Origin of the sequence: Natronococcus sp. JC468 (assembly GCF_012163165.1) — an archaeon.
Taxonomy (GTDB): domain Archaea; phylum Halobacteriota; class Halobacteria; order Halobacteriales; family Natrialbaceae; genus Natronococcus; species Natronococcus jeotgali.
This window is the reverse complement of the sequence record NZ_JAAVUO010000014.1, coordinates 60,078-84,843: the sequence shown is the minus strand read 5'-3', so window position 1 is coordinate 84,843 and position 24,766 is coordinate 60,078. Positions and strand designations below refer to the sequence as shown.

At 66.2% G+C, this 24,766-nt stretch carries 27 protein-coding genes, 1 tRNA gene and 1 pseudogene; 15 read left to right on the top strand and 14 right to left on the bottom strand.

What is annotated here, in order from left to right:
• Positions 1 to 7 precede the first annotated feature (7 nt).
• The 5 genes from GWG54_RS10470 (at position 8) to GWG54_RS10450 (ending at position 5,450) form a co-directional block, all read left to right on the top strand.
• Positions 8 to 1,459, top strand: a complete 1,452-nt coding sequence (locus GWG54_RS10470) for a methylaspartate mutase subunit E (protein ID WP_167937713.1) — start codon at positions 8 to 10, stop codon at positions 1,457 to 1,459.
• Positions 1,449 to 2,726 (top strand): methylaspartate ammonia-lyase, encoded by a 1,278-nt coding sequence (locus GWG54_RS10465; protein ID WP_167937712.1) that lies wholly within the window; start codon positions 1,449 to 1,451, stop codon positions 2,724 to 2,726. Before GWG54_RS10470 ends, GWG54_RS10465 begins: the two co-directional genes overlap by 11 nt.
• Positions 2,719 to 3,846, top strand: a complete 1,128-nt coding sequence (gene mch, locus GWG54_RS10460; protein ID WP_167937711.1) for a 2-methylfumaryl-CoA hydratase — start codon at positions 2,719 to 2,721, stop codon at positions 3,844 to 3,846. Before GWG54_RS10465 ends, mch begins: the two co-directional genes overlap by 8 nt.
• 50 nt (positions 3,847 to 3,896) lie before the next feature.
• Positions 3,897 to 4,946 (top strand): L-malyl-CoA/beta-methylmalyl-CoA lyase, encoded by a 1,050-nt coding sequence (citE, locus tag GWG54_RS10455; RefSeq protein ID WP_167937710.1) that lies wholly within the window; start codon positions 3,897 to 3,899, stop codon positions 4,944 to 4,946.
• Positions 4,947 to 5,228: 282 nt separating this feature from the next.
• Positions 5,229 to 5,450, top strand: coding sequence for a hypothetical protein (locus tag GWG54_RS10450; RefSeq protein WP_167937709.1), 222 nt, complete (start codon positions 5,229 to 5,231; stop codon positions 5,448 to 5,450).
• Positions 5,451 to 5,927: 477 nt separating this feature from the next.
• Here the strand turns inward: GWG54_RS10450 and GWG54_RS10445 are convergent.
• Together GWG54_RS10445 and GWG54_RS10440 are read right to left on the bottom strand one after the other, a co-directional pair.
• Positions 5,928 to 6,011: transfer RNA gene (locus GWG54_RS10445), tRNA-Ser, on the bottom strand.
• 41 nt (positions 6,012 to 6,052) lie between these two features.
• Positions 6,053 to 6,790: a hypothetical protein gene (locus GWG54_RS10440; protein WP_167937708.1), complete on the bottom strand. Its 738-nt coding sequence runs from the start codon at positions 6,788 to 6,790 to the stop codon at positions 6,053 to 6,055.
• Between the two features lie 100 nt (positions 6,791 to 6,890).
• Here GWG54_RS10440 and GWG54_RS10435 point away from each other — a divergent pair, with 100 nt between their 5' ends.
• Positions 6,891 to 7,109, top strand: a complete 219-nt coding sequence (locus GWG54_RS10435; RefSeq protein WP_167937707.1) for a hypothetical protein — start codon at positions 6,891 to 6,893, stop codon at positions 7,107 to 7,109.
• A gap of 5 nt (positions 7,110 to 7,114) precedes the next feature.
• On the opposite strand, the gene GWG54_RS10430 is transcribed toward GWG54_RS10435, so the two are convergent.
• Positions 7,115 to 7,762: a uracil-DNA glycosylase family protein gene (locus GWG54_RS10430; protein ID WP_312854274.1), complete on the bottom strand. Its 648-nt coding sequence runs from the start codon at positions 7,760 to 7,762 to the stop codon at positions 7,115 to 7,117.
• Positions 7,763 to 7,906: 144 nt separating this feature from the next.
• Here GWG54_RS10430 and GWG54_RS10425 point away from each other — a divergent pair, with 144 nt between their 5' ends.
• Complete coding sequence (locus tag GWG54_RS10425; RefSeq protein ID WP_167937706.1) at positions 7,907 to 8,350, top strand: SRPBCC family protein; 444 nt, start codon at positions 7,907 to 7,909, stop codon at positions 8,348 to 8,350.
• A gap of 108 nt (positions 8,351 to 8,458) precedes the next feature.
• On the opposite strand, the gene GWG54_RS10420 is transcribed toward GWG54_RS10425, so the two are convergent.
• From GWG54_RS10420 to GWG54_RS10410, 3 genes are all read right to left on the bottom strand, one after another.
• Positions 8,459 to 8,680, bottom strand: a complete 222-nt coding sequence (locus tag GWG54_RS10420) for a hypothetical protein (RefSeq protein WP_167937705.1) — start codon at positions 8,678 to 8,680, stop codon at positions 8,459 to 8,461.
• Positions 8,677 to 9,759, bottom strand: coding sequence for an Mrp/NBP35 family ATP-binding protein (locus GWG54_RS10415; RefSeq protein WP_167937704.1), 1,083 nt, complete (start codon positions 9,757 to 9,759; stop codon positions 8,677 to 8,679). Before GWG54_RS10415 ends, GWG54_RS10420 begins: the two co-directional genes overlap by 4 nt.
• A gap of 76 nt (positions 9,760 to 9,835) precedes the next feature.
• Positions 9,836 to 10,492 (bottom strand): TRIC cation channel family protein, encoded by a 657-nt coding sequence (locus GWG54_RS10410; protein ID WP_167937703.1) that lies wholly within the window; start codon positions 10,490 to 10,492, stop codon positions 9,836 to 9,838.
• A gap of 261 nt (positions 10,493 to 10,753) precedes the next feature.
• On the opposite strand from GWG54_RS10410, the gene GWG54_RS10405 reads away from it, so the two are divergent.
• Positions 10,754 to 11,083: a HalOD1 output domain-containing protein gene (locus tag GWG54_RS10405; protein ID WP_209438385.1), complete on the top strand. Its 330-nt coding sequence runs from the start codon at positions 10,754 to 10,756 to the stop codon at positions 11,081 to 11,083.
• Between the two features lie 177 nt (positions 11,084 to 11,260).
• On the opposite strand, the gene GWG54_RS10400 is transcribed toward GWG54_RS10405, so the two are convergent.
• Positions 11,261 to 11,584 (bottom strand): hypothetical protein, encoded by a 324-nt coding sequence (locus GWG54_RS10400; protein WP_167937702.1) that lies wholly within the window; start codon positions 11,582 to 11,584, stop codon positions 11,261 to 11,263.
• A 134-nt stretch (positions 11,585 to 11,718) separates the two neighbouring features.
• On the opposite strand from GWG54_RS10400, the gene GWG54_RS10395 reads away from it, so the two are divergent.
• The 3 genes from GWG54_RS10395 to GWG54_RS10385 all read left to right on the top strand — a co-directional run bounded on the left by GWG54_RS10395 (position 11,719) and on the right by GWG54_RS10385 (position 14,336).
• Positions 11,719 to 12,036, top strand: a complete 318-nt coding sequence (locus GWG54_RS10395; RefSeq protein WP_167937701.1) for a DUF5783 family protein — start codon at positions 11,719 to 11,721, stop codon at positions 12,034 to 12,036.
• 77 nt (positions 12,037 to 12,113) lie between these two features.
• Positions 12,114 to 12,965 (top strand): translation initiation factor eIF-2B, encoded by an 852-nt coding sequence (locus GWG54_RS10390; RefSeq protein WP_167937700.1) that lies wholly within the window; start codon positions 12,114 to 12,116, stop codon positions 12,963 to 12,965.
• Between the two features lie 84 nt (positions 12,966 to 13,049).
• Entirely contained in the window at positions 13,050 to 14,336 is a 1,287-nt protein-coding gene (locus GWG54_RS10385) for a TIGR00341 family protein (RefSeq protein ID WP_167937699.1), read from the top strand.
• 347 nt (positions 14,337 to 14,683) lie between these two features.
• Here the strand turns inward: GWG54_RS10385 and GWG54_RS10380 are convergent, their stop codons facing one another.
• The gene (locus GWG54_RS10380; protein WP_167937698.1) at positions 14,684 to 15,379 is read right to left on the bottom strand and encodes a ThuA domain-containing protein; all 696 of its coding nucleotides are present in this window, start codon (positions 15,377 to 15,379) and stop codon (positions 14,684 to 14,686) included.
• A 318-nt stretch (positions 15,380 to 15,697) separates the two neighbouring features.
• Here GWG54_RS10380 and GWG54_RS10375 point away from each other — a divergent pair, with 318 nt between their 5' ends.
• Positions 15,698 to 16,822 carry a Gfo/Idh/MocA family protein gene (locus tag GWG54_RS10375; RefSeq protein ID WP_167937697.1) on the top strand — a complete coding sequence of 375 codons (1,125 nt, stop codon included), beginning with the start codon at positions 15,698 to 15,700 and terminating at the stop codon, positions 16,820 to 16,822.
• Positions 16,823 to 16,842: 20 nt separating this feature from the next.
• Here GWG54_RS10375 and GWG54_RS10370 read toward each other — a convergent pair whose 3' ends face one another.
• The 3 genes from GWG54_RS10370 to GWG54_RS10360 form a co-directional block, all read right to left on the bottom strand.
• Complete coding sequence (locus tag GWG54_RS10370) at positions 16,843 to 18,528, bottom strand: acyl-CoA synthetase (RefSeq protein WP_167937696.1); 1,686 nt, start codon at positions 18,526 to 18,528, stop codon at positions 16,843 to 16,845.
• A gap of 133 nt (positions 18,529 to 18,661) precedes the next feature.
• Positions 18,662 to 19,393 (bottom strand): archaeal proteasome endopeptidase complex subunit beta, encoded by a 732-nt coding sequence (gene psmB / locus GWG54_RS10365; RefSeq protein ID WP_008425991.1) that lies wholly within the window; start codon positions 19,391 to 19,393, stop codon positions 18,662 to 18,664.
• 131 nt (positions 19,394 to 19,524) lie between these two features.
• Entirely contained in the window at positions 19,525 to 19,698 is a 174-nt protein-coding gene (locus tag GWG54_RS10360) for a hypothetical protein (RefSeq protein WP_167937695.1), read from the bottom strand.
• A gap of 284 nt (positions 19,699 to 19,982) precedes the next feature.
• Here GWG54_RS10360 and GWG54_RS10355 point away from each other — a divergent pair, with 284 nt between their 5' ends.
• Positions 19,983 to 20,336: a DUF555 domain-containing protein gene (locus tag GWG54_RS10355; RefSeq protein WP_008425994.1), complete on the top strand. Its 354-nt coding sequence runs from the start codon at positions 19,983 to 19,985 to the stop codon at positions 20,334 to 20,336.
• Between the two features lie 99 nt (positions 20,337 to 20,435).
• Positions 20,436 to 20,975 (top strand): CBS domain-containing protein, encoded by a 540-nt coding sequence (locus GWG54_RS10350; protein WP_167937694.1) that lies wholly within the window; start codon positions 20,436 to 20,438, stop codon positions 20,973 to 20,975.
• Between the two features lie 36 nt (positions 20,976 to 21,011).
• Here the strand turns inward: GWG54_RS10350 and GWG54_RS10345 are convergent, their stop codons facing one another.
• From GWG54_RS10345 to GWG54_RS10335, 3 genes and pseudogenes are all read right to left on the bottom strand, one after another.
• Positions 21,012 to 21,710 (bottom strand): ABC transporter ATP-binding protein, encoded by a 699-nt coding sequence (locus tag GWG54_RS10345; RefSeq protein WP_167937693.1) that lies wholly within the window; start codon positions 21,708 to 21,710, stop codon positions 21,012 to 21,014.
• Positions 21,710 to 22,489, bottom strand: coding sequence for an ABC transporter ATP-binding protein (locus GWG54_RS10340; protein WP_167937692.1), 780 nt, complete (start codon positions 22,487 to 22,489; stop codon positions 21,710 to 21,712). The genes GWG54_RS10345 and GWG54_RS10340 overlap by 1 nt, the downstream gene beginning before the upstream one ends.
• Positions 22,489 to 23,200: pseudogene (locus tag GWG54_RS10335) on the bottom strand (branched-chain amino acid ABC transporter permease); the annotation flags it as partial. The gene GWG54_RS10340 and the pseudogene GWG54_RS10335, both read right to left, overlap by 1 nt.
• Before the next feature lie 135 nt (positions 23,201 to 23,335).
• Between GWG54_RS10335 and GWG54_RS10330 the strand changes: the two are divergent.
• Positions 23,336 to 24,589: an RNA-guided endonuclease TnpB family protein gene (locus GWG54_RS10330; protein ID WP_167937691.1), complete on the top strand. Its 1,254-nt coding sequence runs from the start codon at positions 23,336 to 23,338 to the stop codon at positions 24,587 to 24,589.
• Positions 24,590 to 24,766 lie beyond the last annotated feature (177 nt).

The window sequence follows — 24,766 nt, the reverse complement described above, 5'->3', positions numbered from 1 at the left end:
ACACTCGATGATACGCGACGAACGCATTCCGTCCGACGAGCTACGGCGCATCGACGACGAGATTCGGTCCGACTGGTCCACCGGTGAGGACGTCGACTTCGAGGAGGCGATCGCCTACCACGAGTCGCTGCCGGCGAGCAAACGCTTCGCCGACGTACTCGAATCCGCGGACAACCCCCTCCTGCAGCCGCGCGCTGGTGTCCCGCGGCTCGACGACCAGATCGAGCTGCTGGAGTACCTCCAGGACGACGGGAAGGCAGATCTGCTCCCGACGACGATCGACTCCTACACGCGCGACAACGAGTACGGAAAGGCCCAGGAGGGCCTCGAGAAGGCCCGCGAGACCGGCGAGGACACCCTCAACGGCTTCCCCGCGGTCAACCACGGGATCGAGGGCTGTCGCGAGCTGATCGAGGCCCTCGACGCTCCGATCGAGGTCCGCCACGGCACCCCCGACGCCCGCCTGCTGGCGGCGATCACCTTCGCGGGCGGATTCCAGAGCTTCGAGGGCGGCCCGATATCCTACAACATCCCCTACACGAAGCGCCACGGACTCGAGGAGACCATCGAGAAGTGGCAGTTCGTGGATCGACTGGCGGGCGCCTACACCGAACGCGGCGTGCGGATCAACCGCGAGCCGTTCGGCCCGTTGACGGGAACCCTCGTTCCCCCGTCGATCGCGATCGCGATCATGATCGTCGAGGGCCAGCTCGCCGCCACCCAGGGGGTGCGCTCGATCACGCTGGGGTACGGACAGGTCGGCAACGTCGTCCAGGACGTCGCCGCCCTGAACGCCCTCCAGAAGCTCGGCGACGAGTACCTCCCCGACGAGGTGTGCGTGACGACGGTCTTCCACGAGTGGATGGGCGGGTTCCCGCCCGACGAGGCCCGCGCCAACGGCGTCATCAGCCTCGGCGGGATGACCGCCGCCATCGCACAGCCGGACAAGGTTATCACGAAATCGCCCCAGGAGTTCCAGGGCGTGCCGACGAAGGAGGCAAACGCCTCCGGACTCCGCACGACGCGACAGGTCATCGACATGGCGATCGAGCAAAACATCGACATCGACGGTATCGCGGAGGAACAGGAGCTGATCGAACGGGAGACCCGGTGTCTCATGGACACGATCTTCGCCCACGGCGACGGCGACGTCGTTCGGGGAACGATCGAGGCCTTCGACTCGGGGGCGCTCGACGTCCCCTTCGCCCCGAGCGACAGCGCGAAGGGCGCGGTGTTGCCCGCACGCGACGACGACGGTCGCGTGCGGATCTTCGAGTGGGCCGACCTCGAGATGGACGACGACATCAAGGAGATCCACAAGGCCCGGCTCTCCCAGCGGGCCGACACCGAGGGCCGCGAGGAGTCGTTCCGGATGGTCGCCGACGACGTCGACGCGATCAGCGACGGGAAACTCATCGGCCGCCCGCAGGGAAAGGGAGGTGTCGGCAGTGCGGATTGAGGCGATCCACGCCACGCCGGGCTACAGCGGGTTCTTCTTCGACGACCAGCGCGCGATCAAGGAGGGCGCCAGACAGGACGGCTTTACCTACGACGGCGACCCCGTCACCGAGGGATTCGACGAGATCCGCCAGGCCGGCGAGACGCTGATCGTCGACGTCGAACTCGAGGACGGCAGCGTCCACCGCGGCGACTGCGCGGCGGTCCAGTACTCGGGCGCGGGCGGACGCGATCCGCTGTTCCGCGCCGAGGAGTACGCCCCCGTCGTCGAGGGTCCCGTCGCCGAGGAGCTGATCGGTCGGGAGGCGAGCGATTTCCTCGCGAACGCCGACCTGCTCGAGAACGGCGAGTTCGAGGGCAGCCGGCTCCACACGGCGATCCGCTACGGCGTCTCCCAGGCGCTGCTTGCCGCGGCCGCCCACGATTCGGGAACGACTCGAACCGACGTCCTCGCGGACGAGCTCGGCACGGAGCCGGCGACCGAACCCGTTCCCGTTTTCGGACAGTCCGGCGACAACCGCTACGTCAACACCGAGAAGATGTTCGTCAAGGGCGTCCCCGTCCTGCCCCACGGCCTCATAAATAGCGTCGAGAAGATCGGCGAGGACGGCGAGACCCTGCTCGAGTACGTCGACTGGCTCACTCGGCGCTCGCAGGAACTCGGCCCCGACGGCTACGACCCCCGGTTCCACATCGATGTCTACGGCATGATCGGCGAGGTCTTCGGCGCCTCCTACGACCGCGACGAAGTGGTCGACTACTTCCGGGCGCTCGAGGACGCCGCGGCGCCGTTCCCGATCCAGATCGAGGGACCGATGGACGTCGGCGACCGCGAAGCACAGATCGAGGCGATGGTCGAACTCCGCGAGGGACTGGCCGACGCCGGCGTCGGCGTCGACGTCGTCGCCGACGAGTGGTGTAACACCTTCGAGGACGTGCGGGCGTTCGTCGATCGGGGCGCGGCCGACGTCGTCCAGATCAAGACGCCCGACCTCGGCGGGATCCACCGCAGCGGCCAGGCGGTGCGGTACTGCGAGGGAACCGACACCCGCGCCTACCTGGGCGGCACCTGCAACGAAACCGAAACCTCCGCACGCGCCTGCGCACACGTCGCGCTCGCGACCGACGCCGCGCAGGTGTTGGCAAAGCCCGGCATGGGGTTCGACGAGGGCTACATGATCGTGGAAAACGAGATGCGACGAACCGTCAACAGACGGAACAGAGACCGACGACGGACGAACACCGACGAGGTGGCCGCAGATGACTAGGGAGTCACAAGGCGACTCCGGAACGGAGAGCGGCAAGCGAAGCGAGCCGCGATCGATCGACTGGACCGACACCGAGACGTTCTCGCGCGCGCTCGAGCGCGCCGATACCCGCGAGAAAGGCAACTACTTCGAGGCCTTCGCGGAGGGCGACCTGATCGAGCACGATCCGGGACTCACGCTCACGCGGTGGGGCAACGAGGCGTGGATGAGCCAGACGCTAAACCACGACCCGGCCTACTGGCGGACCGACGCCGCCCGTGAGCGGGGGTTCGACGAGCCCCCGATCCACCCCGACTACCTCACCGCCGCCACGCTGGGAATCACCGTCGAGGATCTGAGCGAGAAGGGCGGCTACTTCCTCGGGCGTACCGACGTTCGGTTCCCCGGTGCCCCCGTCTACGCCGGCGCCGAACTGCGCGTCGAGAGCGAGGTCGTCAGCACGGCGACCTCGAGCTCCCGGCCCGAGTACGGGATCGTCACCTGGCGCACTCGAGGCAGGGACGCCGAGACCGACGAGGTCCTATGCTCCTACGAGCGGACGAACATGATCCCGCGCCGGGAGCCGGTGGCGACCGACGGCGGGAGCAGCGGTGCTGCGGCCGCGGAGGAGCCCGACGGCGACGAGCCCGCACTCCCGGACGAGTTCGTCACTCCCGAGGGCGGTTCCTTCGAGGACTTCCGTGAGGCCCTCGAGCGCGCCGACGATCGCGACGCCGCGGTCGCCTACCGCCACGAGCGCGGTCGCACGCAGGACGACACGACCGTCGCGGGGCTGCCGCTGGCGACGCTGAACACCGCCAAACAGCACCATAACGCCGACGTCATGGCCGACTCGCCGTCGGGCGACATCGTCACCTACGGCGACGTCACCCGATCGACGGCGCTGGGCCACGCTCGCTCCGACGAGGACACCTACCGCGAGGTGGGCTTCGACGACGAGAAGTTCCACACGTTCGTCACGCCCGGTGATACCGTCTACGCGTTCACCCGCGTGCTCGAGGCCGAGGATACCGGCCAAGAGGCTGGGGCCGTCCGCTTCGAACACATCGCGTTCAATCAGGACGACGAACCGGTCTACTCCGGCACCCGCACCGCGGAGATCCGCAAGCGCTCGAGTTGAACCGTCCGCCGACTACCGTTCCCGGTCGCAACAGACACATCCACACACCCATGACCGACGATACCGAGATCCGACTCTGTCGCACGTTCCAGACCGCACCCGCCGCCGTCCCCAAGGAGGAGACGGCGAAGTACCTCGTCTCCGCCCTCGAGGCGGAGGGGTTCCAGGCGCCCGACTGGCTGGTGCCCGATCTGGAGGACGGCACCGCACCCGACATGAAAGCTGAGGGGCTCGAGAACACGATCGATCGCGTGCCCGAGCACGAGTTCCCCGGCGAGATCCACCCCCGCGTCGAGTGGGCCTACGACGACGGCGAGTATCGGGAGAAGGGCCGCGAGCAGATCGACCGCCTGGTCGCCGAGCTCGGCGACGAGATCGACGGCATGGTCGTCCCGAAGGTCGGTCGCCTCGAGGACGTCGAACGGGCCGCCGGCGTCGTCGCCGAAGCCGAACGCGAGCACGGCTACTCCGACGGCTCGATCGACCTCTCGATCATCGTCGAGACGGGGCGGGCCCGCTCGGACCTGCGCGAGATCGCGAAGTTCGGCGCCGACTCCCGGCTCACCGCCATGATCTTCGGGCCCGTCGACTACGCGGCCGAACTCGGCGGTCGCGACCTCGGCGAGGGGATGCCCCGCTGGGACGGCCTGCTCGAGGCGCTGTCGAACGAGGCCAGCGCGGGCGGGCTGCTCGCGATCGGCGGCCCCTTCGACGACCTGTTCAAGGAACGGGCCGGGCTGACCTACTACAACGCCGAGGCCTACGCCGACCAGGTCGAACGCGAGGCCCAGTTGGGTCTGGACGGCTCCTGGTCGCTGTACCCCAAGCAGACGATCCAGGCCAACACGATCCACATGCCCACGCCCGAGGAACTCGAGCGCGACGTCCACAAGATCGAGCGGTTCAACGAGGCCAAACGCGAGGGCACCGGCGCCGTGACGATCGACGGGCAGATGGTCGACGAGGCGACGTTCAAGAACTTCCGGAACACCGTGCGAACGGTGCGGGCGATCCACGACCGCCGCCCCGACCAGACCGCCGAGCGCTACGACGACGAGCTGCTGGAGCGGGCGCTCGAGCTCGAGCTCTCCTACCGGTAGCAGCCGGTTCGTCGTCCAGATTTTCGTCGGACGTTCAGCTCGAGCGGAGGGGATCGTAGCGAGTGGCAACTCGAGGGCCGTTCTTCGGTGTTCGGTACTGGATCCTGTTCCCGAGGTCGACCCCGGTCATTTACCCTCCGTCTCGAGCGAGTCCGGTTTCCCACAAGACACACATACATTCACTCGTTCTTACCGTTCTATGCCCCCATCCGTGGTAAATAGCGACACCATGTGCAGCCCGAACGATTTCCGTTCCGCCGTCCTCCCTCGAGACGGGTTGGCATGACGGACTCGAGAAGGGCGGCAGGCAACATCCAGTGGGGGTGGCGGTGTCCGCGGTGCGACACGGACGTTGCGGTTGCACGGAACCCACAGACGGGGACGTTCAGCTGGGAGTGCGAGGAGCCGGACTGTGTCGCGGTCGGATTCGGGTTCCGCTCGCGGCGCCGCGCCCGGCTCGGCGTGCTCGAGTACCGCGAGCGCTATCGGAGCGTCTACCGCTAACCACGGTCAGACTACGGGCCGCCACGGGGCGCCCCAAAGACACTTGACGTGCTGTCTGAAATTCGGAACTAATGACCGACGAGGACGTCCTCCTTCGGCTGAACCCATCATCGGACTTCTGGTCGTCATCCTCGGGATTCAGCTGTTCACTATCTTCCCGTTCGGAGTCCTGCCGTTCGTAATCGCGCTGGCGATCCTGTTCGCGCCGGGGCTGCTCTTGCTGTTGCGCCACTCCGAATCGGCGTCCTCGGTGCGATGAGTCGGACGACGCACCCGGTCCGTCTATATCGACGTCCTCGCTAGGTTCGTCGATCTCAGGATAACGCGGTGGGGATGAGATTTGAACTACGCGAAGATGGTCCTGCTCGCTCACTTCGTTCGCTGTGCGGGCTGCGTCTTCTCTCGTTCAAATCCCACCGTTTCGCTTTTCGGCTCACGTGCTCCTCGCGAGGCTCGTCGCAGTTGTTCGCCGAAAAACGGTGGGGATGGGATTTGAACCCATGAGGCTTGACAGCCACCTGCTCTCAAGGCAGGCGCGTTAGGCCGCTCTGCCACCCCACCTCACTCACTCCTTCTCTACCCGCTCAAAAAGGGTTATCGGTCTACTCGCGTTCGATCCGCCCTCCCTCGCCGACGCGCAGCCCCAGGTCGTCGGCGATCGCCGTCGTCGTCGCCCCCTGAGAGCGGTCGGCGACCGCTCGAGCCCGGCCGCCCGCGATCGTCGCGCACAGTCCGGATTCGATCGCGATCGTCGGCACCGCCGGGGCGAATCCGACGTCGAGCCCGTCCGCGTCGGCCCGCTCGGCGAGGGTCGTCAGTTCGGGGACCGCGTGGGCGTCCGCGAAGTCGATCGGTTCCGAAAAGCCCGCGAAGTAGGTTCGGCCGCCCGAGGACGGCCCGAGGACGACGTCGTGGCGCCGCAGCGACATCGCCGCGCCGTCGATCTCGGTGCGGACGACCAGCGGCGCCGTCGGCTCGAGGACCCCGACGCTGGTGGCCTCTTCCCGCTCGAGGAGGTGCGTGACCGTGTTCCCGATCCGGGCCGAACGGGTCGAGCCGACCTGGCGTTCGAATCGGACGTCCTCGAGGTCGCCGAGCGCGGCGGTGGCCAGCTCGCGGGCCTCAGCCTCGGGATCGGCCGCAATCGAGTCGGGGAGGGTGTCCTCGTCGCGGTAGTTCACGAGCAGGTCGCCGCCGCTCGCCGCGACGGCGCGGACGACGTCGACGACGCTCGCCTCGTAGAGCTCGCGGACCTCGGCCTCGGTCAGGACGGTTCGGTCGGCGAGCGACGACAGGACGAGCCCCTCGCGGGGCGGGTCGACGGGGACGACGACGATCATACGCGATCCTCGGTCGCGCCCGACCTTGAACGCGGCGGCTCCCGCTCGAGTCGTCGCGCCGCCGGCGTAGAACTATGTGGACCGGGGCCAGTGTACCGGTATGGACTCGCGTTCGAGCGCCGGACTGGTCGGAACGCTCGCGGTCGCACTGGTCGTCGGAATCGGCGTCGGCGGTTTCCTCGCCGGCTACGTCGTCGGCTCGCCCGGCGAGTGGCTCGCGCCGACCGTCGGCTCGCTGGCCGTGGCGGTCGCCGTCGTCGGCGCGCTGGCTTTCGTCGGCGCGCGGTCGGCGCGGACGCTGCGAAACCCGTACTGGTAGTCGAACTACCGGCTCCGTCGCCCCTTCGTCTGCCTGTAGTCGGAGGCCATCAGCTCCGCGAAGCGCTCGAGCCACGCCTGGGTCTGCTCGTCAGTCTGCTCGCGGGGGTCGATCATCGGCGCGAGCTCGAACCCGCGTCCGCGGATCGTCGTCGCGTGGTCGGCCTCGAGGTCGAGCTCCTCGACGGGCGTCGTCGTGTACTCGACGCCGATCTCGGCGAGGGCGCGCTCGCCGACGGGGACGATGATCTCGGGGTTGATCATCCGGATCTCGGCGTTGAGGTAGGGTTCGCAGTTGCCGATCTCCTCGTCCGTCGGCTTTCGGTCGGGGTCGCGACACCTGGTAAGGTTCGTCAGGTAGACGTTCTCGAGCTCGGGGCGATCGTCGGGCGAGGTCGCGTCGCAGAGGCCCAGTCGCTCGAGGAGTCGTCGCAGAGACGTGCCGTCGCCACTTTCCTCGGAGTCGTCGGCGAGAAACGGCACGCCGACCTCGTCGGCCCTGGCCGTCGGTCGCTCGCCGACGAACAGGAAGTCGGCGCCGACGTCGCCGTAGCCGTGGACGACCTGTGTGCGCGTCTCGCACAGCGCCGGGCAGTTCCGACAGTCCTCGTCCATTCCGTACGGGTTCGAGCGGGTTCGCTGATTCGCGTCCACGGTGGAGTCTCGGTGCAGGGAACCAAAAGCGACGCGCCTGGTCGTCGGACGAAGCGCTCGCTCGCGGACCCCGGCGGAGCGGACGCGAGTCGATCGAACGCCGGACACAGCTATGGTCGAGGGCCACCGATCGGTGAGTGACGGATGATCCTGGAAGAGTCCACGGAGGTGGAGGCGTCGCCTCGAGAGGTGTTCCACTTCTTCGAGACGATGGCGGAGAATTACGAACGGTGGCACCCCGACCACATCGAATTTCGGTGGGTCGACGCGGACGGGCTCGTAAGCGACGGAGAAGCCTACTTCGAGGAGCGAATCGCGGGGAAACACCAACAGAAGACGGTTCGGTTCACGAACGTGGACCCCGATCGGTACATCGAGTTCAAACCGACGTCGCGGCTGGTCGGCCTTCTCATGCCGCATATCAGTTTCACCATCGATCCTCGTCCGACCGGCTGCGAACTCACGCAGCGAATCGAGGTACGAACGGGACCGATCGGCGCGCGGCTCAACCGACGGGAGTTCGACGCCGTCCGGGTGCACATGCGAGAGGAGGGCGAGAATCTACGCCGCATTCTGGAGGCGGAGTAGAGCAAACGGTCCGAGACGCGTCCCTCCAAAGGGTGTCGACAGACGTCGGAAAGGGCGTGTCCGCTAGAACGGCCAGCCGGTTTCGGCGACTTTCGAGAGTCGGACCCTTCAGCGACCCAGCCCGCCGCGTTCCGTGACCTCGAGGATGAACTTCACGTTGCGAACGATCTCCTCGGGCGAGGTGTCCTCGCTCTCGTCGTAGAGGTCGCTGGTCCGGTAGAGGATGTTCGCGAGCTGTTTGCGCTCGCTGCTCTCGCCGCGGATCTCGTCGGCGATCTCGCGGAGCGCGGCGACCCGTTCGGGGTCGGGTTCGAACTCGTCGTCGGTCATCGGTTCGGCGCGTGTGACTCCCGCTCGGACGACTGCGAGACGGCGCGCCGGTGGACGATTCCCGTGTTGTTCGCGACGTTCTCGGTGATCGTCCGGAACGCGTCCCCGGTCTCGCCGTCGTCCGAGACGACGGTCGGCTCCCCGCCGTCGCCGCCCTCGCGGACGGTCGGGTCGAGCGGGATCGACCCCAAAAAGGGCATGTTGTGGGTCTCGGCGAACTCCTCGCCCCCGCCCGAGCCGAAGATGTCGTGTTCGCCGCCGCAGTCGGGACAGGCGAACGTCGACATGTTCTCGGCGATGCCGAGGACGACAGTGTCGTGTTTGGCGAACATCTCGAGGCCCTTCCGGGCGTCGTCCAGGGCGACGTCCTGGGGAGTCGTGACGATCACCGCGCCCGTGACGGGCATCGTCTGGAGCATCGTCAGCTGGGTGTCGCCCGTCCCCGGCGGCAGGTCGACGATCAGGTAGTCCAGCGATCCCCACTCGACGTCCTCGGTGAGCTGGGTGATGACCTTGTGGACCATCGGCCCTCGCCAGATGACGGGGTCGTCCTCGCCGGTGAGGAAGGCCATACTCATCAGCTTCACGCCGTACTTCTCGGGCGGAACGAGGGTTTCCTCTTCGGTCGCCATCGGGGGCTCGTCGGCGTCGAACATCCGCGGAACGTTCGGTCCGTAGACGTCGGCGTCGAACAGGCCGACGCGGGCGCCCAACTGGGAGAGTCCGGCCGCGAGGTTGGTCGCGACGGTCGACTTGCCGACCCCGCCCTTCCCGGAGGCGACCGCGATGACGTTTTTCACTCCCGGTAGCACCTGCTCGTCCGCCGAGGCGGCGTTGGCGTCCCGGTCGGGGATGCTCGCCGACAGGTTCGGCTCGAGACCCTCCTCGAGGAGCAACTCCCGGACCTCGCCGGCGATGTCGGTCTCGGTCGGGGAGTACGGCGCCCCGAGTGCGAGGTCGATATCGACCTCCTCGCCATCGACCGAGAGCTCGTTGACGAGCCCGAGCGAGACGATGTCGTCCTCGAGCTCCGGATCTTCGACCGTCCGGAGGCGGTCGCGAACGGCGGCTTCGTCCATACCGGAGGGAACGGTCCGCCGTCGAAAAGGGTTGTGTTCGGATACGGGCGTCGGCGCCCCGACCGGAGAGGCGCGACTAGTTGCGAAGCGACCCCAGCTTCTGTGCCGTCGGGAGGCGCCAGTCGTACGACACCGCAACTAACCGGGTCGCGAGCGTCACCGCCGCACACGCCGCGGCGGCGGTTCCCTCGGTCGCTCCCACCGTCTCAGCGAGCCAGTACGCGCTCCCGCCCAGCACCGCACAGCTCGCGTAGAAGTCCTCGAGGAGGATAAAGGGCGATCGATCGAGCAGGATGTCGGCGACCGCGCCACCCCCCGCCGCGTTGATCGTCGCGATCGCGACGACGCCGAACGCCGAAACGCCCGTCTCGGTCGCGACGATGGCACCCGTCGTGGCGAAGGCGGCGAGTCCGATCGCGTCCGAAACGAGCGTGATGGGGTGCTCGTCCGGCGAGTTCAGGACGACGCTCAGGGCGATCGCTAAGCCCACGCCGAGCAGTCCGAGCGCGATCTCGAGGGGCGACTGCAGCGCCAACGGAACGCGAGCCACGAAGATATCGCGCGTCATCCCGCCGGCGAACGCCATCGCCAGTCCGACGACGGCGATGCCGAACAGGTCGAACCGCTCCCGGATCGCCTTGCTCGAGCCGACGAGCGCGAACGCGACCAACCCGATCGTGTTCATCACGGCGAACGGGTCGCCGAACAACACCGCGATGAGATCCTGGGTCACTACCCGCAGCTACGGGAAAAGACGCCTTGAACCCTACGTATGCGAGAAGTGTTGCGGTTTCGATTCGGGCGACCGTGTTCGTCGTTCCCGGCCCGAAGGTTCGTCTCTCGAGGAGGACGCGTTAGGCGAGCCGAATAGCCCCGTCGTCCTTCAAGGGATCTTTACGCGACGACTCCCCGGAAAACGAGAGCCGTAAATACACACCAGCATTCACTCGAAAAGTCACAGTACATTTATGTGGGCCACTAGCATAGGCCGGCTATGGATGAGGACACCCAGTCGAGCGACGGGTGTGAGTCCGATTCGACCGCGTCTGATTCGGCCACTATTCACTTCCAGAGAGCGTACGATTGGTCGGTTACGCCACCGAGTATCGCCGCAGTCTCCGCCCTCGCGACCGTCACGGGTATCGACCCCACCGAACTTGCAGCCGAGCTCGAAATCACTCTGCACGAGTACGTCGACCCGGACGCACTCGACGCGCTCGTCGGAGACCAGCAATCCGAGGAAGTTACCGTCTCTTTCACTATCGACCGCTATCGGATCCGGTTCGAAGGTGACGAACTGGTTGTTCACTCCCAGGACCGGTAAACGACCCACCGCTAAAGCGGTAGTTCAGCGTAGACTCTAATCGAGTTCTCGGCAGAGGGGTGATGTCCTCCCCGGCATGAACAGGGAAGATCCCGAGCGGCGGATGGTTCAGGTTCGCCGTGTACTCACCGGACTCCCTCGTCGTCCGTCTAGAACGGGGCTCGATCCCGAGGCGATTCACGCGTTGAAATCGAACCGCGGGCCGCCGTAGGTCGGCGGATCGGGCTCGAGCTCGACCCCCTGCTCGCACCTGACGAAATTGAGGTAGAAGGGACGCCCACAGCCCTCGATCGGTTCGCCCTCGAGATCCGTCGTCGGGTCGTCCTCGCCACAGATGAAGGCGATCCCGTCGGCGTCCTCGCGGTCGGGGTCGTCCGGGGCGGCGTACTCCCAGCCCGGCTGTGAGACCGTCGTCACCGATCGATCCGCGAGGTCGGGCGGGCGCTCGAGGCTGTGGACCGCGTCGCAGTGGGGACAGGTGTAACGGACGGTGACGGTCATCGACTGTCCTAGGGCGCTCGCGGACGTAAGCCTGCGGGACGGACCCGACTCGCCCTCGAGGGGTCGCCGCTCGAGGACGCCCGACGGGGCCGCGGTTCCGAACCGTTTACTCGCTCGCTCCCCGAGGACCGACCGTGACCGAGTTCGACCCCGAGAAGTTCGAGGAGAAGTACGTCCACTACTTCGAGGAGCTCGAGGCGGCGTACTCGAACGCGTACAACCAGCTCCACGGAAGGTACGACTCCGAGATCCTCCGCGCGATCGACCGAAAGGTCCTGAACGAGAGCGAGCCCGTCTACGTCGGCGACCGCGAGTTCCGGATCGACCTTCCCGAGGAACGCGTCGAGGCGGTCCGGGCCGCGGTCGACGACACCAAGCAGTTCGACACCGTCCTCGCGGAGTTTCGCGAGCGCATCGCGGACGAACTGGTTCGGAGCTTCGAGTTCGACTGACGGGAGCAGCGCTCGTCCCGTCGTCGTCTCGCGGAATACCCGGAACACCTTTTGCCGTTACGGGAATCCGTAGAGGTATGATCGACGAGACGGTCGAGGAGATCAAGGACCTGCAGACGCACAGCTCCTCGGTAGTCGCGGTAAACGCGACACGAGCGCTCGAGGAACTCCTCGAGCGGGAGTTCGCCACGCTCGAGGAGTACGAGCGCGCCCTCGAGCGCAACGGCTCGGTGCTGCGCCGGGCGAACCCCTCCCACGCCTCGCTGCAAAACGCCGTGCGGGAGGTCGTCGACGACGTCACCGAGGCCGACGTCGACACGGTCGCGGAGGCCAAGGAGCTCACCCGGGAGCGAATCGACGCGGTCGTCTCCCGGGTCGAAGCGGGGAAGGATCTGGCCGCCGAGAACGCCGTTTCCCACCTCGAGGACGGTGCGACCCTGCTGACCCACGACTACTCCTCGACGGTCCTCGAGGCCGTAGAGCGAGCCGTCGAGGCCGGCAAGGAGTTCGACGTCTACATCACCGAGGCCCGACCCCGGTACATCGGCCGGAAGACGGCTCGGACGCTGGCCGATCTCGAGGGCGTCGACGCGACGCTGATCACCGACAGCGCCCACGGGCTCTACCTGGAGGACTGCGATCGGGTGGTCGTCGGGATGGACTGCATCGTCGACGAGACGCTGTACAACCGGGTCGGAACGTTCCCCATCGCCGCGACGGCGGCCCAGCTCGACGTCCCGGTCACGGTCGTCGGCTCGGCCTCGAAGATCGTCGGCGAGGGGTTCGTCTTCGAGAACGAGTACCGCCCCGGCAGCGAGGTGATGTCCGAGCCCGCCGAGGGGTTCGCGATCGAGAACCCCTCCTACGACGCGACGCCGGTCGACCTGCTCGAGGACGTGATCACCGACGAGGGGCGCCAGGAGCTGTAGCCGGATCCGGGGTCCGTTCTCGTCGCACGAACCGTCACCGTTCCGTGAGGACAGGGTATCCTCGAGACCGACGTAGGGTGGGGTATGCGACTCGTACAGGTGTTCGTTCCTCGCGGCGAACTGGAGGTCGTCCTCGAAACGGCGGACGCGACGGGTCTCGATTACGCCGTCTCCGAGGAGGGCAGCCGGGGAGAGTTCGAGGCCCTCGTCTCGATTCCCGTCCCGCCGGCTGCCGTCGAACCGTTGCTCTCGGCGCTTCGCGACGCCGGGCTGGATCCGGACGCGTACGCCGTGGTCACGGCCGCGGAGGCGATCGTCTCGAACAGGACCGACGAGCTGACCGCCGCGTTCGACGGGACGAGAATCTCTCGGGAGGAGCTGCAGTCGCGAGCGGCGGACCTCGCACCCGCCGCGTCGACGTACTTCGCGTTGCTCCTGGTGAGCGCCGTCATCGCAACCGCCGGATTACTGCTCGACTCGGCGGCGACGATCATCGGTGCGATGGTCGTGGCGCCGCTGATGGGGCCCGCGCTCTCGGCGAGCGTCGGCGTCGTGGTCGACGACGATCACCTGGCCACCCGCGGGATCGTCCTGCAAACGGCCGGGCTCGCGCTGGCGGTCCTGACGGCCGCCGCGATCGGGTGGGCGCTCCGGGGGACGATGTTGCTCCCGCCCGGGCTCGACATCACGACGATTCCGCAGATCGACGAACGGACGACGCCGAATCTGCTCGCGTTGTTTCTTGCCCTCGGATCCGGGATCGCCGGCGCCGTCAGCCTCGTCCGCGACGTCGGATCGGCGCTGGTCGGCGTCGCGATCGCGGTCGCGCTCGTTCCGCCCGCCGCGACCGTCGGGCTGGGTATCGCCTGGGGACACCCGACGGTCGTCCTCACCGCCGGCGCGCTGGTCCTCGTCAACCTGCTCTCGATTAACCTTACCGCGTTGCTCCTGCTGTGGGTTTCGGGGTACCGTCCCCGCCGCGCGGACCGCGTGGGCCCCGCCTACGGTCGACTGCGGTCCCGCGTCGCCGTCCTCCTCGTCGCCATCGCGGTGCTCTCGGTCGTCCTCGCCGGCACCACCTACGGCACCTACCAGGCCGCGGCCGTCGAACACGACGTCCGGACCGAGCTCGAGGCAATGAGCGATGATCCCGCCGTCGCCGAACTGGCGTTTCGCGAGGTCGACGTCGACTACGACCCCGTCGACGTCTACACCGGGGACCGACCGTCGGCGGTCGTCCTCGTCGAGCGGCCGCCCGGCGAGACGGAGCCGCCGGCGTTCGCCGACGCGGTTCGCGAGCGCCTGGAGTCCGCGACCGGAACGGATCTCGAGGTCACCGTCGAGCTCGTCGATACCCGTCGAAGCGGCTGAGCGGTCGTCCTCTACGGGCTCGTCCAGTCCGACGACGCACTCGTTCGGGAGGATGCCGACGGGACGTCGGCCGCTAAGGGCTGTTCGGAACGGAGCGATGCTCCTCCTCATCAGCCAAACACGATATCCATTACCTCGAGAGTACAGATGTACCTTTTTCTCGTCGGGTTCGCTCGCAGGGCTCGCTCACCACTCCTCAAAAATCTACGCTAAAAAGCCACCTCCGCGGGCTTCGCCCGCTTCGGCGGGGAACCGCTCGCTTCGCTCGCGGATGCTGGCCGTGATATCTGCTTCACCTGGACCTAACGCGAGTTTCAGACGGGATTCTGAATAACGAAACCGTGTTGCTATTCTCGCTCGCCGAACGTCCGCGGCGAGCCCGCGCGCGGACTCGCCCACTCGACGGCGTTGTGCAGGACCCGCTGGATCTCCTCGTTCTCGTAGATCGGGTACGTCTCGTGGCCGGGACGGAAGTAGAAGATCCGGCCGTTCCCGCGCCGGTAACAGCAGCCGCTGCGGAACACCTCGCCGCCCTCGAACCAGCTCGTGAAGACGAGTCGGTCGGGCTCGGGGACGTCGAAGGGCTCGCCGTACATCTCCGTCGTCGGGAGTTCGATCGACTCCTCGAGCCCGTCGGCGATCGGGTGGCCGGGATCGACGACCCACAGCCGTTCGCGACCGCCGTCCTCGCGCCACTGGAGGTTACAGGTCGTCCCCATCAGGCGCTTGAATACCTTCGAGAAGTGTCCCGAGTGGAGGACGATCAGCCCCATCCCCTCCAGAACCCGTTCCTGAACGCGGTCGACGATCTCGTCGGCGACCTCGTCGTGGGCGATGTGGCCCCACCACAGCAGGACGTCGGTGGCCTCGAGGACGTCCTCGGTGAGCCCGTGGTCGGGCTCGTCGAGCGTAGCCGTCCGCACCTCGTGGGCGTCCGCGAAGACGTCCGCGAGCGCCTCGTGGATCCCGTCGGGGTAGACCGCGGCGGCGGCCTCGTCTTCGCGTTCGTGTCGGAACTCGTTCCAGATCGTGACTGCGACCATCGACGGGTGCTCCCGCCCACAGGTTCTTAGCTGGCCCGATCGGTTCCGGCTCCGCCGCGAGCAACGGACGATTTCCCGCGATGGAACCTCTCGTTCGATAGTAACGTCGGAATACCCGTAGTATCTGTCGGTGGTCACACCCGATGGTACTGTACCGAAGCGTACATGAACCTCGCCGTACAGATTTCCGGGACACAATACTTATCTCAATCGCTGCCCGCGTTCCGGTATGAATTGGAACCGCGCGCAAACGACGGCGAAATTCGGGGTTTTCGGTACAGAAACTGAGACGACGGGTGAGAAACGGGGGGTTTCTCGGTGATCGAAGCGGACGTCGGCGTCGGCGTCGTCGGTCTCGGCGGGATGGGCCACCTCCACGCCCGAAACGTCGAGGAGTTCGGCGCGGACGTGGTCGCCGGCGCCGACCTCGTCGAGGGACAACGGGAGGGGTTCGCTGCCGAGTTCGACGCCGCAACCTACGAGACCCACGAGGGGCTGGTCGCCGACGAGAACGTCGACGCCGTCATCGTGACGACGCCGAACCGCTTTCACGAGCCGATCACGGTCGACGCTCTCGAGGCGGGACGGGACGTCCTCGTGGAGAAACCGCTCGCCCACACCGTAGAGAGCGCCGAGCGGATCGCCGACGCGGCGGCCGAGGCCGAGGGGATCTGCATGGTCGGGTTCCACAACCGCCACGCCGCCTCGATGGCGATGTTCGACGAACAACGCGACCGCTTCGGCGAGCTTACTCACGTCGAGGCCAACTACGTTCGACGGCGCGGGGTGCCCGGCCCCGGCTCGTGGTTCACCGACGCCGACCTGGCCGGCGGCGGCTCGCTGCTCGACATCGGCGTCCACGCGATCGACCTCGCGCTGTACGCGATGGACTTCCCCGAGGTCGTCGAGGTCAGCGGCGTCGCCCGCTCGACGTTCGGGATGGACGACGACTACGCCGACCCCGACGGGTTCGGCGACGCCTGGGACGGAACGGCCGAGTCCTACGAGGTCGACGACTCCGTCAGCGCCTTCGTTCGCTGCGAGGACGGACGGACGATCTCGCTCGAGGCCGCCTGGGCGACCAACCGCGAGCCGAGCATGGACTTCCGCGTGCGGGGCACCGACGCGGGCGCTCAGTTCGACATCGGCGCGACCGACATGGAGATCCTCGAGGCCGGTACCGCGGGCTGTGACCACTACGCCGACGTCAATCTCACCGGCGACGCCTCGCTGACGGGTCACCAGGAACAGGACGCCCGATTCCTCGAGACGGTCGTCGCGGGCGTCGAGCCCGAGACGAACACCATCGAGGAGGCTCTGACCGTCCAGCGCGTGATCGACGCGATCTACCGCTCGAGCGAGACGGGCCGCGCACAGCGCATCGAGACCCCCGAACTCGACGAACGCGAGGCCGAACTCGAGGCGACCCAGCGAACCGACTGATGGGTCGATCTCGAGCGTTCTCAGGCCGTTTCGGTTGCGTCTGCCTCCTCGGCTGCGTCGTCCTGTAGTTCGGTCCGTCGGATCTTTCCGGTCACCGTCTTCGGGAGCTCCTCGCGGAACTCGATCTCGCGGGGGTACTCGTGGGCCGAGAGCTCCTCGCGGACGTAGGTCTTGATGTCCTCTTTTACCGCCTCGGAGGGATCCGTTCCCTCGCTGGGGACGACGTAGGCCTTGACGATCGTCCCGCGCTGGCGGTCGGGTTTGGGAACGACCGCTCCTTCAGCGACGGCCTCGTGTTCGCCCAGCGAGCTCTCGACCTCGAAGGGACCGATCCGGTACCCCGAGGAGATGATCACGTCGTCGGCCCGTCCCTCGAACCAGAAGTAGCCGTCCTCGTCCGTGTGGGCCAGATCGCCCGAGAGGTACCACTCACCATCGGGTCCGTCGACGAAGCAGTCTCGGGTCTTCTCCGGTTTCCGCCAGTACTCGGCGAAGAAACAGGGGTAGTCGCCACGCTGGGCGATCTCGCCGGTCTCGCCCGGTCCGAGCACCTCGCCCGTCTCCGGGTCGACGATGGCGGCGGTGATTCCGGGCAGCGGTTTTCCCATGCTGCCGGCCCGCAGCTCCATCGCCGGGTAGTTGTTGATGATCATGTTGCCCGTCTCGGTCTGGCCGTAGGTGTCGTGGACGGTCACACCGAGGACGTCCTCGCCCCACTCGACGACGCCCGCCGAGAGCGGTTCGCCGATCGAGAGCGCGTGACGCAGGTCGAGATCGCAGCCCTCGAGGACGGACTCGTTCTCTCGGAGCATCCGGTAGGCAGTCGGGACGCTGAACAGCACCGTGATCGGGTACTCGTCGAGCAGGTCTGCCCAGGTCTCGGGGTCGAACTCGCCCTCGTAGGTAAACAGTTCGGTCCCCCAGAACCACGCGCCCAGGGTGTTGATCGGCCCGGTGAGCCAGCCCAGGTCGCCGGTCGACCAATAAACGTCGTCCTCGCGGAGGTCGGCCGCAAAGTGCTGGGTCGCCGCGACCCCCGTTACCCAGCGGTGTTTGTGGAGGACGCCCTTCGCCGGACCCGTCGTCCCGCTCGTGTAGTACAACAGGGCGTCGTCCTCGCCGCCCGTCCGGGCCGTCTCGTACCCGGGGTCGGCCTCTGCCAGCGCGTCCTCGAGGTCGATCCGCTCGCCGACCCCCTCGCCGCGGTCGACGACGAGGACGTGCTCGACTGACGGCGCCTCGGAGAGGGCGTCCTCGACGGTCTCTAAGTTGTCGCTGGTCGTGACGATCGCCGAGGCGTCGCAGTCGTCCAGTCGGTAGGAGATGCCGTCGGGCCCGAACCGTTCGTTGACCCCGCCGAAGACGGCGCCGCGCTTGAGCGTTCCCACCAGCGCGATGTAGTGTTCGGGAATCCGAGGCATGTAGGAGAACACCCGTTCGCCCCGCTCGATTCCGCACTCCTCGAGGACGTTCGCGAACCGGTTCGTTCGCTCGGCCAACTCCTCGAACGTGAGGGTGCGTGACTCGCCGTCGACGCCGACCTGCCGGAGCGCGATCCGATCCCCGCCCGCGACGTGGCGGTCGCAGACCTCGTGGGCGACGTTGATCTCTTCGGGGGCGTCCCAGTCCGCCTCGGCGTAGATGTCCTTCCAGCCGAACGATTCGCGGGCCGCCTCGTAGCTCTCGAGATTGTAGCCTTCCGCCATGTGTTATCAACTAACAACTGACAGTATAACTGTTATCCCGATCCGACGGACGGAGCCGCGGCTGGTTCCTGTCGTCGGTGGGGCTCGAGAATGCGAGGAGAACGGGAAACGGCAGGACCGAACGGCGATTCGCTTATATGACTTCCTCGAAGTCGTGGTGGCCGTGGATGTCGACGCCTTCCTCGGTGATCTCACAGAGGAACACGCCGTTGCCGGAGCCGGTGTCGCGTTCGGCAGCGGACTTGATGCTGCGCGCGGCGACGGTCTTGGCCTCGTCGTTGGACATGTCGTCCTCGTAGGCCTGCTCTAAGTGACCGTAGGCCAGTTGCATCCCGGAGCCGGTGACGGTGTAGTCGTCCTCCATGACGCCGCCGGCGGGGTCGATGCTGTAGACGTGGCTGCCCTCGGCGTCGACGCCGCCCAGGATCGGGTGGATGGCGAAGAACGGACCGCCCCGGGCGAAGTTCCCGGCGAGCGTCGCGAGCGCGTCCATGCTCATGTGCTCGCCGCGGCGGGCCTCGTAGAGGTTGACCTCGGCGCGGAGACTCGAGATGAACGACTGGGCGCCGCCGACGCTGCCGACCATCGTCAGCGCGGCCGTGGGGTGGATCTGCTCGACCTTCTGGACGTTCTTGTTCGAGACGAACCGGCCGCCGAGGCTGGCGCGCATGTCCGTCGCGATGACGACGCCGTCGGCGGTCGTGATGCCGATCGTCGTCGTCCCGGTCTTGTTGACGTTGTCGAGGTCGGCGGTCGAGAGGTCGTTTCGCGGTAGCGAGCCGACTTCGGGCTCGTAGGGGTTCGTCTCGGCCGATAGCTGCTCGCTCGTTCGGGAAAAGTCCGAGTCGTGAGTAGGCGTACGCATTGACCGAAAGTTACGGCCGGGACCATATAAAACATCGGCGGTAACAACCCTCGTTTCCGGTACCGGCGGTTCCTCGGCGCCGCCGCTCGAGAACGGGAGACGGCGCCGACGGGCGGAAAACGATCCTCAGTTCACTCCTGGCTGACGTCGTCGTAGGCCTCGCCGACGGTTTCGATCAGGCGGTGGATCGGGAGGGTGTAGCCGGCCTGGCGGGTCGCCATCGCGAGCGGCATCACGAAGATGCCGACGACGATGCTGAGTTGGTACAGTGCGAACAGCGTCGCGTGGTACGCGCGGGTTTTCATCGGCGTTCACCCGTTGGGAGACCGAGGCAGTATATAAGCGTTCCTGCCGAGCGGAGAGTATAATGGTCGTTCATCCACGATTGGGTCGGCGCTGTCTTGCGATTAAAGCTGACTTGAATATCGACCAACCGAGTGTGCCTCGAGGTCGGGATTCGACTATCCTGGGTCGAATCGATCCGGCCGATTCTCGTAACGTATCGGGATTATCGGCTTCCCGTGCGCGCCGTCGACCCCGGACGACCCGGAACCGCAAAGCAAGAAACCCCCCGGACCGACCATCCGGTATGGGAAACTACCTCGTCGCGATGGAAGCAGCGTGGCTGGTGCGTGACGTCGACGAGATCGACGACGCGATCGGCGTCGCGGTCAGCGAAGCGGGCAAGCGACTCAACAACGAGGGGCTCGACTACGTCGAGGTCGAAGTCGGCGCGACGGGCTGTCCGGCCTGTGGCGAACCGTTCGACTCGGCGTTCGTCGCGGCCGATACCGCCCTCGTCGGGCTCGCCCTCGAGATGGAAGTGTACAACGCCGACAGCGAGGAACACGCCTCCCGGATCGCAAAGAGCGAGGTCGGGGGCGCCCTGCGGGACGTCCCGCTGTCGGTCGTCGAAATCGTCGAGACGCCCGAGGACGAGTAGCCGCGACCGCGTCCGCGAGCGACGTCGCGGGCGTCTCCTCTCTCGTGTCCGCCGATCACCACCCAAACACCTTTCTATAACCCTTAGTTATTGGATCGTATGGAGCTACCGACGCCCGCGGACCTGCGCCAGCGCCGCACCGAACTCGGGTTGACCCAGAGCGAACTCGCCGAGACCGCCGAGGTCTCCCAGCCCCTGATCGCCCGGATCGAGGGCGGCGACGTCGACCCGCGGCTCTCGACGCTGCGGCGGATCGTCAACGCCCTCGAGACCGCCGAGAGCGACGTCGTCCGCGCCGAGGACCTGATGAACGAGGCGGTCGTCAGCGTCGCCCCCGACGACGCCGTCGCTGAAGCCGCCCGCAAGATGGAGGAGGAGGCCTACTCCCAGCTCGCGGTGATCCAGGACGGCATTCCGGTCGGCTCGATCAGCCAGAGCGACCTCGTCCACCTCGACTCCGAAGCCCGCGACGAGCCGATCGAGGGTCACATGAGCGAGAGCTTCCCGACCGTCTCGAAGGACGCGACCCTGGACGAGATCAGCAACCTGCTCGAACACTACAAGGCCGTGATGATCACCGAGGCCGGCGAGACGGTCGGGATCATCACCGAGGCCGACGTCGCCGCGCGATTCTCCTAAGTCGACGGTTCGGCCGACGACTCGAAGCGAGCCGACTCAGACCGCGAGGTACTCGGTGACCGCTTCCCGCGAGTCGAGCCGGTCGCCCTCGAGTTCGTCGACGATCGTCCCCTTGTCGATGGCGTAACAGCGTTCGGCGAGGTGCTGGACGACGTGGAGGTTCTGCTCGACGAACAGGATCGTCGTTCCCAGCTCCTCGTTGACCCGTCGGAGATTCCGCGTGATGTCCTGGACGATCGAGGGCTGGACACCCTCGGACGGTTCGTCGAGCAGGAGGAGTTCGGGGTTGCCGACGAGCGCGCGGCCGATCGCGAGCATCTGCTGTTGGCCGCCGCTCATCGTCCCGGCTTCCTGGTCGCGACGTTCCTCGAGAATCGGGAAGTAGTCGTAGACGGCCTCGTACTGCAGTCGGTCGTCGCCTTCGTTGATCGTCTCGCCGATCCGCAGGTTCTCCGCGACCGTTAGCTCCGGGAAGACGTCCCGCCCCTGCGGGATGTAGCCCATTCCGCGACGGGCCCGGACGTCGGCCGGCTCGTCGGTGACGTCCGTCCCGTTGAACCGAATCCGTCCGTCGTCGACCTCGAGCAGGCCCATGACGGCCTTGACGAGCGTCGTCTTGCCGACGCCGTTTTTCCCCATGATGCCGACGATCTCTCCCTCGTCGACGTCGACGTCGACGCCGCGGAGGATCGGTGTCTTACCGTACGACGCGTGCAGGTCCGTGAGTTCGAGCATCAGCGATCCTCCCCCAGGTAGATCCGCTTCACTTCGGGATCGGTCCTGATCTCCTCGATCGAGCCCTCCCGGAAGATCGAGCCCCCGTCGAGGACCGTGACGCGATCCGCGATCGTTTCGACGAAGTCGATGTCGTGTTCGATGACGATCACCGCGACGCCGTCGTCGTCGGTGATCTCCCGTAACAGGTCGGCGATGTCTGCGGTCTCCTCGACCGAGAGACCGGCAATGGGCTCGTCCAGCAACAGCAGGTTCGGCTCCATCGCCATCGCCATCCCGATCTCGAGTCGTTGTTGCTGGCCGTGGGAGAGTTCGCCGGCGACGGTCTCCCATTCGGCGAGCAGGTCGAAGCGCTCGAGGATCTCGCGCGTGCGGGCGTCGAAGGCGTCGGGTTCGACGACCCGCTGGAGCGGGATCCGCAGGTTCCCCGCCACGGTCAGTCCCTCGTAGACGCTCGGCACCTGGAACTTCATGCTGATCCCGCGGTCGACCCGCTCGTGGGAGGGCAGCCCCGTGATGTCGGCACCATCGTAGTAGATCTCCCCGGCCGTGGGCTCGAGCCGACCCGTGAGCAGATCGAGGAACGTGCTCTTACCGGCCCCGTTGGGACCGATGAGACAGCGCAGTTCGCCCGCCTCGAGGGCGAAGTCGACGTCGTCGGTTGCGGTGAGTCCGCCGAACTCCTTGCGCAGCCCTCGGGTTTGCAGGATCCGCGAGGAGTCCAGACCGGTCTCGTCGACCGCCGCCGTGGTCTTGACGGTGGGGTCGCTCGTCGCCATCAGTCGCTCACCTCCTCGGTGGCCGCGGGCGAGTCCCGTGGAACGGGCGACGGATCGGCGTCCTCGCGGTACTCGAGGACGTACTCGTGGAGCCGCGGGGCGACCCCTTCAGGCATCACGAGCACGACGAACACCAGCAGCGAGCCGATCAACACCAGCGCCCACTCGCTGCCCGAGAGCGCGAGGCGGTAGTCGACGAACTGGATCGCGAGCGCAGCACCGACGGTGCCGAGCAGCGAGGTCCGGCCGCCGACGCTGGCCCAGACGACAGGCAGCGCCGCTGCGGTGATGCCGAAGACGCTCGGATCGACGTAGTTGTTCTGCGTGGTAAAGAGCACGCCGCCGAGGCCGGCGATGGCGCCACCGATCGTAAAGACGACGAGCTTGATGAACGTCGTGTCGTAGCCGAACATCGCCGTCCGATCCTCGTCCTCGCGGGTCGCGACCATTGCGTAGCCGAACCGACTGTTGACGAGCGCGCGCAGCCCGAGGTAGGTCGCCACGAGCGCACCCAGCGTCACGTAGTAGTGGCCGAGCGGTCCGATCTCGACCCCGGTCGAGCCGACACCGATCGCGAGATCGGGCACTCCGCTCATGCCGTTGAAGCCGCCCAGCCGGGCGTCTCCGATCGCCCACTCGCCGCCCGCGGTCTGGCTCCATGAAGGTGTACAACACCAGCGCGACGACGAGCGTGAGGATCGTCACATAGACGCAAGGAGGAAGCCCACGAGTTTACTCGTGGGAGGAATCCGACAATCCTCGTATCAATCCACGAGCGATAGCAATCCGACTCCCCAACGTCAGTCGTAGAATTTATAAAACGCTACCATGTATGTGAAGTCGAAGATGGAGGTTAAACGAAGCATTCCAGTCAAACTCTCAGTTCCAACCGACCGAGAGGACGACCTCCATCAGACCATCGAACAGTTCAACCGCGCCTGCAACTACTCCGTCCAGAACGGTAGGAACGACGACGGCTACCTCATCCTCAACAAGTCCACCATACACGACAAAGTGTACCACGACCTGAGAGATGAGACAGACTTACCCGCGAACCTCTGCGTTCGAGCGTACTCGAAAGCAGTCGAAGCGATGAAGTCCACCGTTGCAGACTGGAAGAAGGGCAACAGCCGACCACTCCCACGATTCAACGAACCGTCCGCAGTCTACGACAAACGAACGTTGACCATCAAGGACAGGTCGGCCACTCTCTCAACCATCAACGGGCGAGTCGCCGTGGACTACATTCTCGGCGACTATCAGAAATCCTACCTCGATGATGACGACTACGAGAAGCGGATGGGGACGCTCCACTACCGCGAAGACAAAGAAGCGTTCTACCTCCACATTGTCATCAAAAAAGAGGTCGAAGAACGTGACGGAAACAAGGTACTGGGCGTGGATTTGAACCTGAAGAACGTCGCCGTGACCAGTACGGGGTCGTTCTACGATGGTGGCGAACTGTTGTGGGGTCAGAACCACTATTTCCGCGTGCGCCGAAGCCTTCAGCACAAAGGCACTCGCTCCGCCAAGCAGGTACTCCGGCGACTGTCGGGGCGAGAAAACCGCTTCGTGCTGAATCGCCTGCACACGATTTCTCGACGCATAGTGGAGGAAGCAGACGCCCACGATTGTTCGTATATCGCCGTCGAACGATTGACCCACATCCGCGAGCGGATGGACAACAACAACGACCAAGTGAAACGTCAGATGCACAACTGGGCGTTCCGTGAACTCCAAGAGATGTTGGCGTACAAGGCCAGCGAGTACGGTATTCGTGTCGAGCAGATACCGCCCGCGTTTACCTCGCAGACCTGTTCGCGGTGCGGGCATCAGTCCAGCACGAACCGCAACTCGGATGGATGGTTCGAGTGTAACGACTGTGGGTACTCGATTGATGGCGACTACAACGCCTCGAAGAACATCGGCCTGAAACTGCTAACTTTACCGGAGGGCAAACGTCCCTCTGGGTTGGGCGACGGTCATCTCGCCCTCAAGTCCGGGACGCTGAACGGGAACGGCGATTACACCGCCTACTCCACTACGGAGGAAGACCGGGAGTCCACGGACAAGCCCACGACTTCAGTCGTGGGTCGATGACGTTCGCGGAGTTCACCGACGGGGTCGCCGACGACGAGACGACGGTCGAGAACGCCGTCCCCGACGGCGACACGGCCACGTCTGAGAGTCGCCGCCGACTTCGTTCCCGAGATCGCCGAGGCCGACGCGTTCATGATTGTCAAGTTTTGCTTCGATAGTCGGCAATATGGGGAACGA